This is a genomic window from Azospirillum agricola, assembly GCF_017876095.1.
GTDB lineage: Bacteria > Pseudomonadota > Alphaproteobacteria > Azospirillales > Azospirillaceae > Azospirillum > Azospirillum agricola.
Window position 1 is genome coordinate 161644 of record NZ_JAGINM010000001.1, and the last position, 17410, is coordinate 179053.

A 17410-nucleotide genomic window follows, 5' to 3' on the forward strand; every position below is an offset into this window, starting at 1 on the left:
GTTAGTCAGCGTGCCGTTTCCGGTCCCCGCGCTTGATCCCTGAGGCGGGAACCGCGTCAGGCCCATTCCGGGCTGGCGGCGATCCTATCACTGAGGCTCTGCCGATGATCGAACTCTCCCGTGGTGCCCTCTACCCCGTCCTGCCGCTGCGCGACATCGTGGTGTTCCCCCACATGATCGTGCCGCTGTTCGTCGGGCGCGAGAAGTCCGTGCGCGCGCTGGAAGACGTGATGAAGGATGACAAGCAGATCCTGCTCGTCACCCAGAAGAACGCCGCGCAGGACGATCCGACTCCGGCCGACATCTACAGCGTCGGGACCGTCGGCACCGTGTTGCAGCTGCTGAAGCTGCCGGACGGGACCGTCAAGGTGCTGGTCGAGGGCGGCCAGCGCGCCGCCATCACCAAGTTCGCCGACAATGAGGAGTTCTTCCAGGCCCAGGCCGAGCTGGTCGAGGAGAAGACCGGCGAGAACCAGGAGCTCGAGGCTCTGAGCCGCGCCGTCGTGTCGCAGTTCGAGCAGTACATCAAGCTCAACAAGAAGATCCCGCCGGAGGTGCTGGTCTCGATCAACCAGATCGAGGAATCCGGCAAGCTGGCCGACACCGTCGCCTCGCATCTGGCGCTGAAGATTCCGGAGAAGCAGCAGCTCCTGGAATGCGCCACCGTGTCCGAGCGGCTGGAGCGGGTCTACGCCTTCATGGAAGGCGAGATCGGCGTCCTTCAGGTCGAGAAGCGCATCCGCAACCGCGTCAAGCGGCAGATGGAGAAGACCCAGCGCGAGTATTACCTGAACGAGCAGCTCAAGGCGATCCAGAAGGAACTCGGCGAGACCGAGGACGGCCGCGACGAGTCGGCCGAGCTGGAAGAGAAGATCAACAAGACCCGCTTCCCCAAGGAGGCCCGCGAAAAGGCGCTGGCGGAGCTGAAGAAGCTGCGCTCGATGAGCCCGATGTCCGCCGAGGCCACCGTGGTGCGCAACTACCTGGACTGGATGCTGTCCATTCCCTGGAAGAAGCGCACCAAGGTGAAGCGCGACCTGAAGCTGGCGCAGAAGGTGCTCGACGCCGACCATTACGGTCTGGAGAAGGTCAAGGAGCGCATCCTTGAATACCTCGCCGTCCAGAACCGCATGAACAAGGTGAAGGGCCCGATCCTCTGCCTCGTCGGCCCGCCCGGCGTCGGCAAGACCTCGCTCGGCAAGTCGATCGCCAAGTCCACGGGGCGCAACTTCGTCCGCATGTCGCTGGGCGGCGTGCGCGACGAGGCCGAGGTGCGCGGCCACCGCCGGACCTACATCGGCTCGATGCCCGGCAAGGTCATCCAGGGCATGAAGAAGGCCAAGTCGTCGAACCCGCTGTTCCTTCTCGACGAGATCGACAAGCTGGGCGCCGACTGGCGCGGCGACCCGTCGTCGGCGCTGCTGGAGGTGCTGGATCCGGAACAGAACGGCACCTTCAACGACCATTACCTGGAGGTCGACTACGACCTGTCCGACGTGATGTTCGTCTGCACCGCCAACACCATGCGCATGCCGCAGCCGCTGCTGGACCGCATGGAGATCATCCGCGTCGCCGGCTACACCGAGGACGAGAAGGTCGAGATCTCCAAGCGCCACCTGATCGAGAAGCAGATCGAGGCGAACGGCCTGAAGAAGGGCGAGTTCACGATCTCCGACGACGCGATGCGCGACCTCATCCGCTACTACACGCGGGAGGCCGGCGTCCGCAGCCTGGAGCGCGAGATCGCCAATCTCTGCCGCAAGGCGGTCAAGGAAATCCTGATGAAGGCGTCCGGGGCGGGCAAGGTCGCCGTGACGCGCCGCAACCTCGACAAATACGCCGGCGTCCGCCGCTTCCATTACGGCGAGGCGGAGCTGGAGGATCTGGTCGGCGTGACCACCGGTCTGGCCTGGACCGAGGTCGGCGGCGAGCTGCTGTCGATCGAGGCGGTCGGGCTGCCCGGCAAGGGCCGCGTCACCACCACCGGCAAGCTGGGCGACGTGATGAAGGAATCGGTCCAGGCGGCCGAGAGCTACGTCAAGTCGCGCGCCGTCGCCTTCGGCATCAAGCCGACGCTGTTCGAGAAGAAGGACATCCACGTCCACGTTCCCGAGGGCGCCACGCCGAAGGACGGCCCGTCGGCCGGCGTCGCCATGGCCACCTCCATCGTCTCGGTGCTGACCGGCATTCCGGTGCGCAAGGACGTCGCGATGACCGGCGAGATCACGTTGCGCGGCCGGGTGCTGCCGATCGGCGGCCTGAAGGAGAAGCTGCTGGCGGCCCTGCGCGGCGGCATCAAGCATGTGCTGATCCCGAAGGACAACGAGAAGGATTTGGCGGACATCCCGGACAACGTGAAGCGCGGGCTGGAGATCATCCCGGTCGGCACGGTGGACGAGGTGCTGCGCAACGCCCTGACCCGTCCGGTCGAGCCGATCGAATGGAACGAGGCGGAGGTCGATGCGGCCGCCGCCAAGGCCCAGAGCGAGAAGGCGGCCGGCGACAAGGCGGGCGACAGCCTGCGGCATTGATTCGGTCCACCATTGTTTGGATGGAATGCCAAAGTGTGCATGGCCTCACCCGCTTGTCGCCAATTGACGGGCGGGTGAGGCTGTGATTATGCTTCGCCCCCGAAAAGTCGTGGGGCGGCTTTTTGGAATTGAGTATTTGCTGAATTCGGAAGGGGGATTGCGTGAACAAGAACGATCTCGTGGCGCATGTGGCCGATGCGTCGGGTTTGTCTAAAACTGACGCGACCAAGGCGGTCGATGCGGTGTTCGAGGGCATTGCCGACTCGCTGAAGAAGGGCGACGAGGTCCGCTTGGTCGGTTTCGGCACCTTCGCGGTGGCCGAGCGCGCCGCCAGCGAGGGCCGCAATCCGCGCACGGGCGAGAAGATCGACATTCCGGCGTCCAAGCAGCCGAAGTTCAAGGCCGGCAAGACGCTGAAGGACGCCCTGAACTGATTGGTGAACCGATCTTGAACTGATCGGCGCCTTCGGGGCATAGTGCGGCCGGCCGGACCCCTGTCCGGCCGGTTTCGTTTCGGGTCGGTTTCCTTTTCGGGCGATTAGCTCAGCGGTAGAGCGCCTCGTTTACACCGAGGTGGCCGGGGGTTCGATCCCCTCATCGCCCACCAATCCTTTCCATGCTGTTGCGCGAAAGAACGGCCCTGAGAGGGGCCGTTTCGCATTTCCGTGGCATGCCCGATGTTGCACTGCGTGTCTCTCCCTATTGGAAGCGCAACCGGAAAACGATAAAGGTGAGGGTGTCGGCCACAGCGCGCGGATCGCGGACCGTTGGGGTTCGCGTCGGGCGCGAGGTCGGGTTCCTGCAATCATGCGGCGGCCCGTCGGCCGCCTCGATCCTTCCGGAGGCTCCATGGCTTTTCCCACCGCCGTCAACAGCCAGATCACCGATTCGGTTACCCAGGCGAACGTCAAGGTGCTGGGCGATTCCCCCGCCATGGCGATGGGCAACCTGCTCGCTGCCGCGTCCCGGCAGGCATTGGCCGACGCCGCCAACAACGCGGCGCAGAGCTTTGCAACCATGGTGGAGTGGCAGCGCGCCCTGGGCGCCCAGGCGACGTTGGCCACCGGCATCGGCGTGGCGACCCTCTATTCGCTCGACACGGTTTCCGACGCCGTCGCCACCGCCAGAATTCTCGCTTCCAAATAACGTCGGCGGCTGTTCCGGCGCCCTCAGCCACCCGGACCTTCCTATTCCCATGGTGGTTGGGGGCATCGGTTTGCGGGGGGCTGGGTCCACCGCTTGGGGGTTGAAGGACGCTTGGCCTTGGCGTAAAGCCACGGCAACCAGGCCGGGCCCCTCTGGCAACCCCCCTCAGGGGTTGCGATGTCGGACTGGATTTCCGATGGAGTGGCCCCGGTTCGTGCGTTTCCTCGCGCGCGTGCGGTGTTCCTGCGACGAAGCGTGCCGTCACTCCTCCCGTGCCCCTACGCGAGGACGCTTCCCGCATGAGCGAGCTTTTCACCGCGGACGCCCTGACGGCGCTTCTGCAAGTCATCATGATCGATCTGGTTCTGGCCGGCGACAACGCCATCGTCATCGGCCTCGCCGCCGCCGGGCTGCCGCGCGACCAGCGCGGCAAGGCCATTCTGGTCGGCATCCTGGCCGCCACGGTTCTGCGCATCGCCTTCGCGGCGGTCACCACCCAGCTTCTTCAGATCATCGGCCTGCTGCTGGCGGGCGGCGTGCTGCTCCTGTGGGTCTGCTGGAAGATGTGGCGCGAGCTGCGCGCCTCCCACGCGAGCGAGGACGAGGCGGTGGAGGCGCTGTCGGACAGCGACCTCGACGGGGATGGCGCCGTCGCCGGCTCGGCGCCGCGCAAGACGCTGCCCCAGGCGATCTGGCAGATCATCGTCGCCGACGTCTCCATGTCCCTCGACAACGTGCTGGCGGTGGCCGGTGCCGCGCGCGAGCACATGACCGTGCTGGTGATCGGCCTGACCTTGTCCATCGCCCTGATGGGTCTTGCCGCCAGCCTCATCGCGCGGGTTCTCCAGAAGCACCGCTGGGTCGCCTATGTCGGCCTGCTGGTCATCCTCTACGTGTCGCTCGACATGATCTATCGTGGCGCGATGGAGGTCTGGCCCCTGGTGAACGGCCACTGACGCGCTTCGCGTCCGGTCTGCGTCCCGGAAAATCCGGGGTGACGCGCGGCACGGGATCGCTTATCAACGGGCCTGGGCTTTCAAGCGGATGGTTGTTCCCGTGTCGCGATTCGCCGTGGTCTGCCTGCTCGCCGCCGTGACCGGCGGCCTTGCCGGCTGTTCTTCCGATTATTCCCCCAACACCTACGCCAGCAACGCCGTCCAGCAGGCCAACAAGGTCGAGCCGGCGATCGTCGTCGGCTTCCGTCAGGTCGCGATCAGCGCCAACGGCACGGTCGGCGCGGTCAGCGGCGGCGCGGCCGGCGGCATCCTCGGCGCGCAGGTCGGGTCCGGCGGCATGAGCGCCGCGCTGGGCACGGTCGGCGGCACCGCCATCGGCACGATCCTCGGCAACACGCTGGAGCACATCAGCGGCGACACGACCGGCTGGGAGTACATCGTCCGCAAGCCGAACAACGAGCTGCTGTCCCTGACCCAGCGCGAGCCGAAGCCGCTGCCCATCGGGCAGAAGGTGCTGGTCATCACCGGCAGCCAGGCCCGCATCGTCCCCGACTACTCGACCCCGGCCGAGGCGACACCGCCCGAACCGGAGAAGCCCAGGGCCGAGGCCAAGCCCGCTCCCGAGCCGGAAGCCCGGACGGACCCCAAGCCGGACATCCGCGCCGAACCGTTGCCGCCCCCCTCCGCCCAGCCGGAAGGCGGCGCGCCCGAAGCGGCGCCGCCGGCTTCGGGGCCGTCCGCTTCGGGGCCGGTGCGCCTTGCTCCGGCAGCGGAGCCTCCGGCGGCCGTGCCGCCCCCGGTCGCTCCGCTGCCCCTGTCGGGCGACGCGGTGCGGATGGCCGAGTAGCGCGGGCGCTGTTCCGGTCCGTCCTCGCCGGGCTTGCCTGGATCGGCGGTTTCGCACACTGTTCGGGCCGCCAACAGACCGCGCAAGATCCGAGGACCCATGACCGAAGCCGCCACTCCCACCGCTCCCGCCATCGCCAAGGACGAGTTGGACACCCTGATCCGCGAAGGGGTTCCGCTGGTCGGCAGCTTCGGCGTGGCGATCGACAGCCTGGGCGCCGGGACGATCCGGCTGCGGCTGCCCTACAAGGACGATTTCGTGCGGCCGGGCGGCACGGTGACCGGGCCGGCGATGTTCGGGCTGGCCGACGTGGCGCTCTACGGCGCGGTGCTCAGCCTGATCGGGCGGGTCGAACTGGCGGTCACCACCAGCATGACCATCAATTTCCTGCGCCGCCCGCCGCCGGTCGCCATCGTCGCCGAGGCCCGCATCCTCAAGATGGGCAAGCGGCTGGCCTATGGCGAGATCCTGATCTTCTCCGAGGGCGACCCGGAGCCCGTCGCCCACGCCACCGGCACCTATTCGATTCCGCCCCATGATCCGGTGAAGCTTGCGGTATCTGGATACCAGGGATCGGCGTCTGACTGAAAAATCCTTTGGAATCAATGCCATTCAATGAGCGGTATTGAGATACCGCGAATGCAATTCATTGATTTTAAAGTGAAATTTTTCCATTGACAGCCCGATCCATGAACCGTCATAAACCGTCCGCTTCGGCGCCCCGGATTCGGCGGCCCGCCGATCTGTGGCAGAATTAAGAGTGTGGCGATGAAGACCTTCAATCTGAAGCCGACCGACATCGAGAAGAAGTGGTACGTCGTCGATGCCGACGGCCTCGTTCTCGGACGGCTTGCCAGCATCCTGGCGAACATCCTGCGCGGCAAGAACAAGCCGACCTACACCCCCCACATGGATTGCGGCGATCACATCGTCGTCATCAACGCGGAGAAGGTGAAGCTGACCGGCAACAAGCGCGACGCCGACATCTTCTACTGGCACACCGGCTATCCGGGCGGCATCAAGGGCCGTTCGAAGGGCCAGATCCTGGACGGCAAGTACCCGGAGCGTGTCATCGAGAAGGCCGTGGAGCGCATGGTTCCGCGCGGTCCGCTCGGCCGCAAGCAGATGACCCACCTCAAGGTCTACAAGGGCGCCGCCCACCCGCATGAGGCCCAGCAGCCCGTCGCCATCGACGTCGCCGCCCTGAACCCGAAGAACAAGCGGAGCGCGTAATCCAAATGGCTCAGGTTACCACCACCCTTTCCGGCCTGAAGGATCTGACGGGCGCCGCCACCACCGCGACCGTCACCGAAGAGCTGGCCGCTCCGAAGCTCGACGCGCAGGGCCGCGCCTACGCCACCGGCAAGCGCAAGGACGCCGTCGCCCGCGTGTGGATCAAGCCGGGCTCCGGCAAGGTCACCGTCAACGGCCGCGACCAGAGCGTCTATTTCGCCCGCCCGGTGCTGCGCATGATGATCGCCCAGCCCTTCGGCCTGACCGAGCGCGTCGAGCAGTTCGACGTGGTCGCCACGGTCGCCGGCGGCGGTCTGTCGGGTCAGGCCGGTGCGGTCCGTCACGGCATCTCGAAGGCCCTGACCTACTTCGAGCCGGCCCTGCGCCCGCCGTTGAAGGCCGCCGGCTTCCTGACCCGCGACGCCCGTACGGTCGAGCGTAAGAAGTACGGCCGCGCCAAGGCCCGCCGCAGCTTCCAGTTCTCGAAGCGCTAAGGCCCTACCCGGACCCGCGTCGCTACGGTACAAGCGAGGGGCGTCCCGAAAGGGACGCCCCTTTCTTTTTGTCTCTTCCATGACTTTTCCAGCGAAGGACACCGGTTTCATGGCCCTGATCAGCACGTCTGGCAGCACACCCGGCGGCACGAAGATCCGCGTCGGCATCCTGGGCGCGTCCGGTTACACCGGCGCCGAACTGGTGCGCATGCTGCTGCGTCACCCGAACGTCGAGATCGCGGCGCTGACCGCCGAGCGACAGGCCGGAAAGCCGTTGGCCGAGGTGTTCCCGCATCTGGGCGGCTTCGGCCTGCCCGATCTGGTGAAGATCGATCAGGTCAGGTGGGACGGGCTGGACTTCGTTTTCTGCGCCCTGCCGCACGGCACCACGCAGGAGGTCATCGCCGGCCTGCCGAGCGGGCTGAAGGTGGTCGACCTGTCCGCCGATTTCCGGCTGACCGACCCGGCCGAATACGCGACCTGGTACGGGCACGAGCACCGCGCCACCGATCTCCAGAAGGAGGTCGCCTACGGCCTGACCGAGTTCAACCGCCAGGGCGTGCGCAAGGCGCGCGTGGTGGCCAACCCCGGCTGCTACCCGACCTGCTCGCTGCTGCCGCTGCTGCCGCTGCTGCTGGAGAACCAGATCGAGCCGGGCGGGATCGTCATCGACGCCAAGTCCGGCGTGTCGGGTGCCGGCCGCGACGCCAAGCAGGCCAACCTGTTCTGCGAGGTGTCGGAGGGCTTCAACGCCTACGGCGTCGGCCATCACCGCCACATGCCGGAGATCGAGCAGGAGCTGCGGCTGGCCGCCGGCCGGCCGGTGACCGTCTCCTTCACGCCGCATCTGGTGCCGATGAACCGCGGCATGCTGGCGACGATCTATGTCCGCATGGCCGAGGGCGTCACCGCCGACGACCTGCGGGCGACTCTCGCCGCGCGCTACGCCGACGAACCCTTCGTCGGGGTGACCCCCGCCGGGGTCGTGCCGGCCACCCGCCATGTCCGCGCGTCGAATCACGCGCTGATGGGCGTGGTCGCCGACCGCACCCCGCGCGGCGCCATCATCGTCTCGGTCATCGACAATCTGGTGAAGGGCGCCTCGGGGCAGGCGATCCAGAACATGAACGTCATGCTCGGCCTGGGCGAGACCACCGGCATCGATCAGGCGCCGCTGTTCCCGTGACCTTGTTCCGGAGCGGTCCGGCAAGATCACGACACAGATGAGGGTCGGGACCGGCGTCCGGCGCATGGCAGTGTGACGCCGGACGCCCAGTGTTGCAAAGACGCAGCAATACCGACCCGCTTTGACCGTGCACCACGAATTCGGGTGGTGCCCTTGGGCGCGGGGTGTTTCAATCCCGCGCGTCACGCATGGTTCAGGTAGACGTCATGTCCGGTCTCGTCCGCGCCTTCAACGGCATCCTTCCCACCATCGACCCGACCGCCTTCATCGCGGAAACGGCGGTGGTGATCGGCGATGTCGTCATCGGGCCGGACAGCGGCATCTGGTATGGCTGCACCGTGCGCGGAGACGTGAACGAAATCCGGATCGGTGCCCGCACCAACATCCAGGACGGCACCGTGATCCACGTGGCCTCCGAGGGGCAGGGCACCTACATCGGCGACGACATCACGGTCGGCCACATGGCGCTGCTGCACGCCTGCACGCTTGAGGACGGCTGCTTCATCGGCATGAAGGCCTGCGTCATGGACGGGGCGCATGTCGAGTCGGGGGCGATGGTCGCCGCCGGTGCCCTCGTGACGCCCGGCAAGCGGGTGACACGGGGATTCTTGTGGGCCGGAAGTCCCGCAAGGCCGGTTCGCGAGCTTTCCGAGCGTGATCTCGGCTTTTTTCCGGTGTCCGCCCGCCGCTATGCGGATTTGGCGGAAACCTACCGGAAAAGCTGATATGGAAGAGGAGCATAGGTCCAAGTAACGGGGCAAACAGGCCGTTCGGCAGAGGTTTCGGAACAACGCCGGACACCACATGTTGGACCGCTGGCTGCCGCGCTTGCACGTGGGCGGATGCTTCGATTGAAAGGTTCATCCCCCGCAGGCACTCTGATGGGGAAGGGTTCTGGAAGGGAGTGAAGACATGAAGACTCTTGTTCGCGCTGGTCTGGCGGTCGTGCCGGCCGCTATCGTTGCCATCGGTCTGGCTGGCGCCGCCAACGCCCAGGACGCGAGCCTGGTCGGCATCGGCACCAAGTGGTGCAACCCGGTGATCGGCTGGACCGGTCAGGTTCCGGGCGGCGTCGATGCCCGCACCGCCAATGGCGGTTATGTGATCCACCAGGGCAGCTACCCGTGCCCGCCGGAAGCCGCTGCTCCGGCCGTCGCTCCGGTGGCTCAGGTTCAGAACGAATACCTGGTGTTCTTCGACTGGGACAAGTCGGTCGTCACCCCGGCCGCCGACCGCGTGATCGGCGACGCCGTGGCCGCGATCAGCAAGTCGGGCGGCGCGCGCATCCATGTTGTCGGCCACACCGACAGCTCGGGTTCGCCGGCCTACAACCAGCGCCTGTCGATCCGTCGCGCCGACGCGGTGAAGAAGGCTCTGGTCGCCAAGGGCATCCCGGCCGCCAACGTCACCACCGAAGGCAAGGGCGAGGGCCAGCTGCTGGTCCAGACCGGCCCGAACGTCCGCGAGCCGTCGAACCGTCGCGCGCAGATCCTGCCGCGCGGTGTCAACGCCCCGTCGTCCTAATCGGACGAACGGGCCGGGGCCGCTCCGGGGGTATCGGGGCGGCTTCGGCTTGCGTGAAAAAGAAAAGGGCCGCGATCGGATCCTCCGGTCGCGGCCCTTTTCTTTTCTGAGGTTGGCGGGCGCCTCACTCCCCGTCGCGGACCGGCGTGCCGGCGACCAGCGACAACGGCACGAGGCCGGCCCAGACCGGACGATCCATGTCCTCCGGATCGTCGCCCGGCGGGCCGGAACGGACCTTGGCCGAGGCTTCGGCGATGGGGAAGGCCAGCACGGCGGTGGCCTTCAGCTCCTGCGCGTTGGGCGCGCGAACCTTGGCGGCGCGGCCGGGCTCGATCTTCTCGACCAGCGCGTCGAGCACCGCGCGCTTTTCCGTTTCCTCCTCGACCAGCCGCGGGCGGCCGAACAGGACCACCGAGCGGTAGTTGACCGAATGGTTGAAGGCCGAGCGGGCCAGCACCCAGGCGTCGATCAGCGAGACGGTGACGCAGGCCTCGTCGCCCGATTGCAGGCGGCGGATCATCCGGCTTGCCGAGGAGCCGTGGATCATCAGCTCGCCGCCGACCCGCCAGGGCACGGTCGGGATGACCACGGGAACCGGCCTGGAGTCCGGAGACTCGCCGCCGTCGATGAAGCCGACATGGCAGACCGCGGCCTCGTCGATGATGGCGTGGATGGTGGCGACGTCGTGGGAGCCGCGATCGCCCCGCCGCACCGCGCGGGTGCGCGGGGTCTGGGGCAGGGGCTGGGCGGTGTCGGCGGAATGGGCGCTGCTCATGGCCTGGCGGGTCCGGCTGGGTTGCGATGCCGGAGCTTTGCGGCGAAAATGGTCCGGTTGAAAGGTCCGGTTGGCTCTTTCCGTTGGGTCCAATTCGAAAGGCCGTGCTGATGGGACGCATGGGACGCCGCGCCCGTCCGGTTCTCGCCAGCCTGGGGCCGGTGGCGCTCGACCGTGCCGGACCCGAGCCGCTGCACCGCCAGCTCTACCGCGCCTTGCGACAGGCGGTGGTCGATGGGCGGTTGCGGCCGGGGGAGCGGCTGCCGCCGAGCCGCGCGCTGGCGGCCGAGTGGGGGTTGTCGCGCAACACGGTGGTGACCGCCTACGACACGCTGCTGGCGGAGGGGTACGTCACCGGCAGGGTCGGGGCCGGCACCTTCGTGGCGACCGCCCTGCCGGACGTTCCGCCGGAGGGGGCGCCGCGCCGTTTCGACACGCGGCGCGGCGTCGGGCTGTCGCGGCGCGGCGCGGCGCTGGCCGAGGCGCCGTCGGTGGCGCGCGATCCGCTCGACCGGCCCTTCTCGCTGGGCACGCCCGACCTGAACGCGTTCCCCTTCGCGTTGTGGGGGCAATTGCTGGGGCGGAGCTGGCGGGTCGGCGGACGCGGCTTGGCGGCCGATCCCGATCCGCTCGGCCATCCGCCGCTGCGCGAGGCGATCGCCGGCTATCTGCGGGCGGTCCGCGCGGTTCGCTGCGACGCCGAACAGGTGGTCATCGTGTCGGGGGCGCAACAGGGGTTGGCGCTGGTGGCGCAACTGCTGCTCGACCCCGGCGACGCGGCCTGGGTGGAGAATCCCGGCTGGCCGGGAAACCGCGCCGCGCTGCTGGGCGCGGGGGCGCGGCTGGTTCCGGTGCCGGTCGATGCGGAGGGCATCGACGTGGCCGAGGGGGTGCGGCGCGGCGACGGTGCGCGGCTGGCGCTGGTGACGCCGTCGCACCAGTTCCCGCTCGGCGTCACCATGAGCCTGGGGCGTCGGCTCCAGCTTCTGGACTGGGCGGCGGCGCGCGACGCCTGGATCGTCGAGGACGATTACGACAGCGAGTTCCGTTACGCCGGCCCGCCGCTGGCCGCCTTGCAGGGGTTGGACGGGGCCGGGCGGGTGGTCTATGTCGGCAGCTTCAGCAAGGTGATGTTCCCGGCGCTGCGGCTCGGCTATGTCGTGGTGCCCCCCGATCTGGTGGAGTCGGTGCGGGCGGCGCGGCGTCATTTCGACGGCGGCACCAGCGTGGTGCCGCAGGCGGCGCTGCACCGCTTCGTGGCCGAGGGGCATCTGGCGTCGCATCTGCGGGCGATGCGGGCGCTCTACGCGGGGAAGCGGGCGGCGCTGCTCGACGCGCTCGGCCGGGAGTTCGCGGGTTTCGGCAAGGCCGAGGCGGGGGAGGCCGGGATGCACGTCCTGCTGCGCCTGCCGGACGGCTGTTCCGACCGCGCGCTGGCGGAGCGGGCGGCGCGCGTCGGGCTGACGGCGCCGCCGCTCTCCGGCTATGGCGTGGACGGGGCGGGCGGCAACGGGCTGGTGCTGGGCTTCGCCGCCCATGGGGTGGAGGCGCTGGAGCGCGCGGTGCGGGAACTGGCGGGGGTGGCGGGTGGCCGCCCGGATCCGATCAGAGGGCCGGCACCGTCGCCGTCGCGTCCGTCACCGCGCCGACCGCCGGCCAGGCCGGTTGGCGCAGGCTGAGCTGGTGCTCGCGGTCCTGCATGTCGAGCACGGCGCGGCGCACCGACGGGTCGGCGCGCATCGCGTCCTCGCCGGCCATGTGGACGATGCCGAGCCGGCGGTTGGGCAGGTAGTATTCGACCAGCTCACGCCTGTCCGCGTCGAAGCGCCAGGGGCCGATGTAGTTGCACCATTCCGGCAGCAGCTCCACCGGCAGCCCGTCGAGGTAGATGGCGCCGGCCATGGCGAGCTGGTCGGAGGTGAACAGCCGGCCCTTGACCAGAACCCGCTTCTGCCAGCGCTGGAACGCCGCCCAGTGCGGGGCGTCGGCCTTCAGGGCGTAGGCCCCGGCGTTGAGCGTCGGGCGGGTCGCCAGCGCGCGGCTCTCGGCGGCGCTCAGGCCGGCGCGCAGCGCGTTCTTCAGCAGGATCGAACGCACCCGCGCGAAGCGGCCGAACAGCCAGTCGAGCCGCAGTTCCGTTTCCGAGAAGCGGCCGAACTGGGCGACGATGGCGAAGCGGTTCAGCGCGGCGCCCCGGCGCAGCATCTCCACCGCCTCCCAATCCTGCACCCAGGCGTCGGCGTCGATCCAGATGACCGTGTCGTAGCCGGGGAAGTAGGTCGGCAGATGCAGCTTGGCGAGGTTGGCCTTCAGGTGGATGCGGTTGCGCAGCCGGTGCGCCGGGATCTCCACCGGCCAGGGCGGCGTCACCACCGTCAGCCCGTCGGCCGACATCGCGGCGCGCTGCTCGTCGGTCAGCCCGGCGTCGACGATGCCGATGGGGCATTCGGCGGCCGGCTTCAGCGCGCGCAGCGAGGCGACCAGTTCGAGGATCAGCGGGCAATAGCGGGAATCGCCGCCGGTGACGATGATGAAGGAGCCGAGGGGGGCCATGATCCGCGCTGTCGCCGTCCATTCTTTCGGATAGGCGGGCAGCCTGATGGGGGGGGCGGCGCAAGTCAAGCCGCGCGCGCCCGCGCCGCCGGAAGGTCTGGCCTTTGTCCCAGCCGAAGGATAAGAAAAGCAAGGCTTTGAACGGTCAAGGACAGGCTTGGGGAGCGTCCGAGGGACATGACGTATCGGCTCGACGACGAGGCGGCGCTCTGCTCGATCGAAATCCTGTCCGAGGCGGTGGAGCGCACCTGCGTTCCCGGCGTCCTGGAGCTGCGCATGCTGCGCAACGCGCTGCGCGCGGCGGTGGCGAGCCGGACGACGGAGGCGGTGAAGACCGCCTTCGCCATGTTCGGCCGGGTCGATCCCGATTACCGCCGCCTCATCGCGCACGAGGCCCTTTCCCTGGCCGCCCGCCAGAAGGGGCGCTACGCCCCGCGCGAACGGATGGTGCGGGGCGCGCGTCTGGGCTAGCGACGGACTCGACCTTCGGGCCGGTTCCTGTCACGATTCTTCCGGCCGGCCGGGTGAAACCTTCACCCGTCTGGCTTGTTTGCCTACGGTGTTCCCGCAACACGTGTCTCCGCAACACGATTCGCGAAAGTGCTGGACCCATGATCGACCGCCAGGACCGGCTTTGGTACAAGGACGCCGTCATCTACCAGCTGCACGTCAAGGCGTTCTTCGACGCCGACAACGACGGCATCGGCGATTTCGCCGGTTTGACCCAGAAGCTCGACTACATCCAGGACCTCGGGGTCACGGCGGTCTGGCTCCTGCCCTTCTACCCCTCGCCGCTGCGCGACGACGGGTACGACATCGCCGACTACACGTCGGTCAACCCGACCTACGGCAACCTCGACGACTTCAAGCGCTTCCTGGACGAGTGCCACGAGCGCGGCCTGCGCGTGATCACCGAGCTGGTCATCAACCACACCTCCGACCAGCATCCGTGGTTCCAGCGCGCCCGCCAGGCGCCTCCCGGTTCGAACCACCGCGACTATTACGTCTGGTCCGACACCGACCAGAAGTACCAGGGCACGCGCATCATCTTCTGCGACACGGAGAAGTCCAACTGGACCTGGGATCCGGTCGCCAACGCCTATTACTGGCACCGCTTCTACTCGCACCAGCCCGACCTGAACTTCGACAACCCCGAGGTGCTGGCCGAGGTGCTGACGGTGATGCGCTTCTGGCTCGACATGGGGGTCGACGGGCTGCGGCTCGACGCCATCCCCTACCTGAAGGAGCGCGAGGGCACCAACAACGAGAACCTGCCGGAGACCCACGACGTCCTCAAGGCGATCCGCGCCGAGCTGGACAAGCATTACGACGACCGCATGCTGCTGGCCGAGGCCAACCAGTGGCCGGAGGATGTGCTGCCCTATTTCGGCGACCTGGAGAAGGGCGGCGACGAGTGCCACATGTCCTTCCACTTCCCGCTGATGCCGCGCATCTACATGGCGGTGGCGATGGAGGACCGGCACCCGATCGCCGACATCATGCGCCAGACCCCGGACATCCCGGAGGAATGCCAGTGGGCCATCTTCCTGCGCAACCATGACGAGCTGACGCTGGAGATGGTGACCGACACCGAGCGGGACTATCTCTGGAACTTCTACGCGTCCGACCGCCGGATGCGCATCAACCTCGGCATCCGGCGCCGGCTGGCCGCGCTGCTGGAGAACGACCGCCGCAAGATCGAGCTGCTGAACAGCCTGCTGCTGTCGATGCCGGGCACGCCGGTGCTCTATTACGGCGACGAGATCGGCATGGGCGACAACATCTATCTCGGCGACCGCGACGGCGTGCGCACGCCGATGCAATGGTCGATCGACCGCAACGGCGGCTTCTCGCGCGCCGACCCGGCGCGGCTCTACCTGCCCGCCGTGCTCGACCCGATCTACGGCTTCATGGCGGTCAACGTCGAGGCGCAGACCCGCAACCCCTCCTCGCTGCTGCACTGGATGAAGCGGCTGGTCGCGGTGCGCAAGCAGCGTCCGGGCTTCGGGCGCGGCAGCTTCAGCCTGCTCTACCCCGGCAACCGCAAGGTGCTCGCCTATCTGCGCTGCCTGGAGACGGAGAACGGCACCGAGATCGTGCTGTGCGTCGCCAACCTGTCGCGCTCGGCCCAGGCGGTCGAGCTGGACCTGAAGGCGTTCAAGGGCCGCATCCCGGTCGAACTGCTCGGCCGCACCGTCTTCCCGCCGGTCGGCGATCTGCCCTATCTGCTGACGCTGCCGGCCTATGGCTTCTACTGGTTCACGCTGGCCGCCGAGGCCGAGCTGCCGAGCTGGCACGAGACGCTGCCGGAGCCGGTGCCCGACCTGCTGACCGTGGTGATGCGCGAGGGGTGGAAGAGCCTGACCACCGGCAAGGCCGGCGAGGACCTCGCCCGCGACATCCTCCAGGCCTACCTGCCCAAGCAGCGCTGGTTCGCCGCCAAGGACCAGCGCATCGTCGCCTCCCACGTCACGCTGGCCGCCGAGCTGAAGGACACGCTGGGCGCCAGCGGCGACGGCTTCATGCTGCTGAAGGTCCAGGTCGAGCTGGACGGCGGCACCCCGCCGCAGACCTATTTCCTGCCGCTGGCGATGAGCTGGGACGGCGCCGCCGGCAACGCCGGCTGGCCGCTGCTGCCCTTCACGCTGGCCAAGGCGCGGCGGGGGCCGAAGACCGGCGCGCTGTACGACGCCGTGCAGACCGACGGCTTCGTCCTGTCGCTGCTCGACGCGCTCCGCCAGGGCAGGGCGCTTCCCGCCAACGGCAGCGCCGGAACCATCCGCTTCACGCCGACCCGCCAGCTCGAGGCGATCGAGCTGGCGGCCGAGCCGGAGGTGCGTCGCCTCGGCGTCGAGCAGAGCAACAACTCGGTGCTGGTCGACAGCCAGATCGTCGTCAAGGTGCTGCGCCGCCTCGTCGCCGGCCAGCATCCGGAAATCGAGATGGGCCGCTTCCTGACGGAGGTCGCCGGCTTCGCCAACACCCCGGCGACGCTGGGCGCCGTCGAGCACATCGCCCCCGACGGCACGCCCACCGCGCTGGCGGTGGTGCAGAGCTTCGTCCGCAACCAGGGCGACGGCTGGGCCAGCACGGTGGAGACGCTGGAGCGCGAGCTGGAGGACATCCGGCTCGGCGTCGCCACCACCACGCCCGACGCGGCGGAGTCCGGCGAGCCCTTCAGCATGCATCTGACGATGATGACCACGCTGGGCCAGCGCACCGCCGAGCTGCACCGCGCACTGGCGCAGACCACCGGCGACCGGGGCTTCGATCCGGAGCCGGTGACGGCCGAGGACATGCGGGGATGGGCCGACGCCGCCCGCCGGCAGGCCGACGCCGCCTTCGCGGCGCTGCCCGGCACGCTCGACCGCGTGCCGAACGCGGTCCGCGAGGACGTCGAGCGGCTGCTCGCCCGCCGGGACGAGGTGACGCGGCGCCTGTCGGCGTTGGCCGACCAGCCGGTCCGCAGCGCCAAGACCCGCATCCACGGCGATTATCACCTGGGGCAGGTGGTGCGCGCCCAGAACGACTGGTACATCCTCGATTTCGAGGGAGAGCCGGTGAAGACGCTGGAGGAGCGCCGGGCCAAGCACAGCCCGCTGCGCGACGTTGCCGGCATGATGCGGTCCTTCAACTACGCCGCCTGGGCGGCGCTGTTCCGGCTCGACGGCGGCGCCGAAACCGCCACCCCGGTGCTCGACGCCGCGCGCGACTGGGAGCGGCGCAGCACCGACTCCTTCCTCGCCGGCTACCGCACGGCGATCGAGGGCTGCCCGAGTTGGCCGGCGGACGATGCGGAGGCGCGTGGCCTGCTGACGCTGTTCCTGCTGGAGAAGGCCTTCTACGAGATCGCCTACGAGGCCGCTCACCGCCCGGGCTGGATCGGCATCCCGGTAAAGGGCGTGCTGGGGCTGCTCGACGCGGAGTGAGTGGGCATCATGTGCCCCCACCCTAACCCTCCCCCGCTGGGCGGGGGAGGGGATGAGCGCCGCACTTTCACAAAGCTTCTGCACAAGCCCCCTCCTCCGCCCAGCGGGGGAGGGGCGGGGTGGGGGCACGAGGTTTGGCAGAGCCTCCCCCCTGGCCGATTGGCCGATGCGCCGGGCATGGTGTGACGAAGCCGGCCTCTGTATGTTCACCACGGATCACGAAGACGGGCAGGAGT

Annotated in this window: 16 protein-coding genes and 1 tRNA gene; 15 read left to right on the top strand and 2 right to left on the bottom strand. The window is 68.5% G+C overall.

Annotation, left to right across the window (positions count from 1 at the left end; translation table 11 throughout):
* The first annotated feature begins 104 nt into the window (after positions 1 to 104).
* From lon to J2847_RS00880, 12 genes are all read left to right on the top strand, one after another.
* A complete protein-coding gene (lon, locus tag J2847_RS00825) occupies positions 105 to 2531 on the top strand; it encodes an endopeptidase La (protein WP_085556216.1) in 2427 nt (808 codons plus the stop codon).
* A gap of 161 nt (positions 2532 to 2692) precedes the next feature.
* Complete coding sequence (locus J2847_RS00830) at positions 2693 to 2965, top strand: HU family DNA-binding protein (protein ID WP_085556217.1); 273 nt, start codon at positions 2693 to 2695, stop codon at positions 2963 to 2965.
* A 98-nt stretch (positions 2966 to 3063) separates the two neighbouring features.
* A tRNA-Val gene (locus J2847_RS00835) sits at positions 3064 to 3138 on the top strand.
* Positions 3139 to 3380: 242 nt separating this feature from the next.
* Positions 3381 to 3677: a RebB family R body protein gene (locus J2847_RS00840; protein ID WP_209776319.1), complete on the top strand. Its 297-nt coding sequence runs from the start codon at positions 3381 to 3383 to the stop codon at positions 3675 to 3677.
* Positions 3678 to 3976: 299 nt separating this feature from the next.
* Positions 3977 to 4633: a TerC family protein gene (locus tag J2847_RS00845; RefSeq protein ID WP_209776321.1), complete on the top strand. Its 657-nt coding sequence runs from the start codon at positions 3977 to 3979 to the stop codon at positions 4631 to 4633.
* Between the two features lie 100 nt (positions 4634 to 4733).
* Positions 4734 to 5480, top strand: a complete 747-nt coding sequence (locus tag J2847_RS00850) for an outer membrane lipoprotein (RefSeq protein ID WP_325169289.1) — start codon at positions 4734 to 4736, stop codon at positions 5478 to 5480.
* Between the two features lie 99 nt (positions 5481 to 5579).
* Entirely contained in the window at positions 5580 to 6068 is a 489-nt protein-coding gene (locus J2847_RS00855) for a PaaI family thioesterase (RefSeq protein ID WP_085556221.1), read from the top strand.
* 180 nt (positions 6069 to 6248) lie between these two features.
* Positions 6249 to 6713, top strand: a complete 465-nt coding sequence (gene rplM / locus J2847_RS00860; protein ID WP_085556222.1) for a 50S ribosomal protein L13 — start codon at positions 6249 to 6251, stop codon at positions 6711 to 6713.
* Positions 6714 to 6718: 5 nt separating this feature from the next.
* Positions 6719 to 7207: a 30S ribosomal protein S9 gene (gene rpsI, locus J2847_RS00865; RefSeq protein ID WP_085556223.1), complete on the top strand. Its 489-nt coding sequence runs from the start codon at positions 6719 to 6721 to the stop codon at positions 7205 to 7207.
* Between the two features lie 109 nt (positions 7208 to 7316).
* Positions 7317 to 8393: an N-acetyl-gamma-glutamyl-phosphate reductase gene (argC, locus tag J2847_RS00870; protein WP_209776325.1), complete on the top strand. Its 1077-nt coding sequence runs from the start codon at positions 7317 to 7319 to the stop codon at positions 8391 to 8393.
* A 206-nt stretch (positions 8394 to 8599) separates the two neighbouring features.
* The gene (locus J2847_RS00875; protein WP_085556225.1) at positions 8600 to 9118 is read left to right on the top strand and encodes a gamma carbonic anhydrase family protein; all 519 of its coding nucleotides are present in this window, start codon (positions 8600 to 8602) and stop codon (positions 9116 to 9118) included.
* Positions 9119 to 9305: 187 nt separating this feature from the next.
* Entirely contained in the window at positions 9306 to 9917 is a 612-nt protein-coding gene (locus J2847_RS00880) for an OmpA family protein (protein ID WP_085556226.1), read from the top strand.
* A gap of 124 nt (positions 9918 to 10041) precedes the next feature.
* Here the strand turns inward: J2847_RS00880 and J2847_RS00885 are convergent, their stop codons facing one another.
* Positions 10042 to 10692: a pyridoxamine 5'-phosphate oxidase family protein gene (locus J2847_RS00885; protein ID WP_209776327.1), complete on the bottom strand. Its 651-nt coding sequence runs from the start codon at positions 10690 to 10692 to the stop codon at positions 10042 to 10044.
* Positions 10693 to 10802: 110 nt separating this feature from the next.
* On the opposite strand from J2847_RS00885, the gene pdxR reads away from it, so the two are divergent.
* Positions 10803 to 12371 carry a MocR-like pyridoxine biosynthesis transcription factor PdxR gene (gene pdxR / locus J2847_RS00890; protein WP_233474204.1) on the top strand — a complete coding sequence of 523 codons (1569 nt, stop codon included), beginning with the start codon at positions 10803 to 10805 and terminating at the stop codon, positions 12369 to 12371.
* Here the strand turns inward: pdxR and J2847_RS00895 are convergent.
* Positions 12298 to 13245 (bottom strand): glycosyltransferase, encoded by a 948-nt coding sequence (locus J2847_RS00895; RefSeq protein ID WP_209776328.1) that lies wholly within the window; start codon positions 13243 to 13245, stop codon positions 12298 to 12300. The genes pdxR and J2847_RS00895 overlap by 74 nt on opposite strands.
* Positions 13246 to 13422: 177 nt before the next feature.
* Here J2847_RS00895 and J2847_RS00900 point away from each other — a divergent pair, with 177 nt between their 5' ends.
* A complete protein-coding gene (locus J2847_RS00900; protein ID WP_209776330.1) occupies positions 13423 to 13716 on the top strand; it encodes a hypothetical protein in 294 nt (97 codons plus the stop codon).
* Positions 13717 to 13856: 140 nt separating this feature from the next.
* Positions 13857 to 17174, top strand: a complete 3318-nt coding sequence (gene treS, locus J2847_RS00905) for a maltose alpha-D-glucosyltransferase (RefSeq protein ID WP_209776331.1) — start codon at positions 13857 to 13859, stop codon at positions 17172 to 17174.
* Positions 17175 to 17410 lie beyond the last annotated feature (236 nt).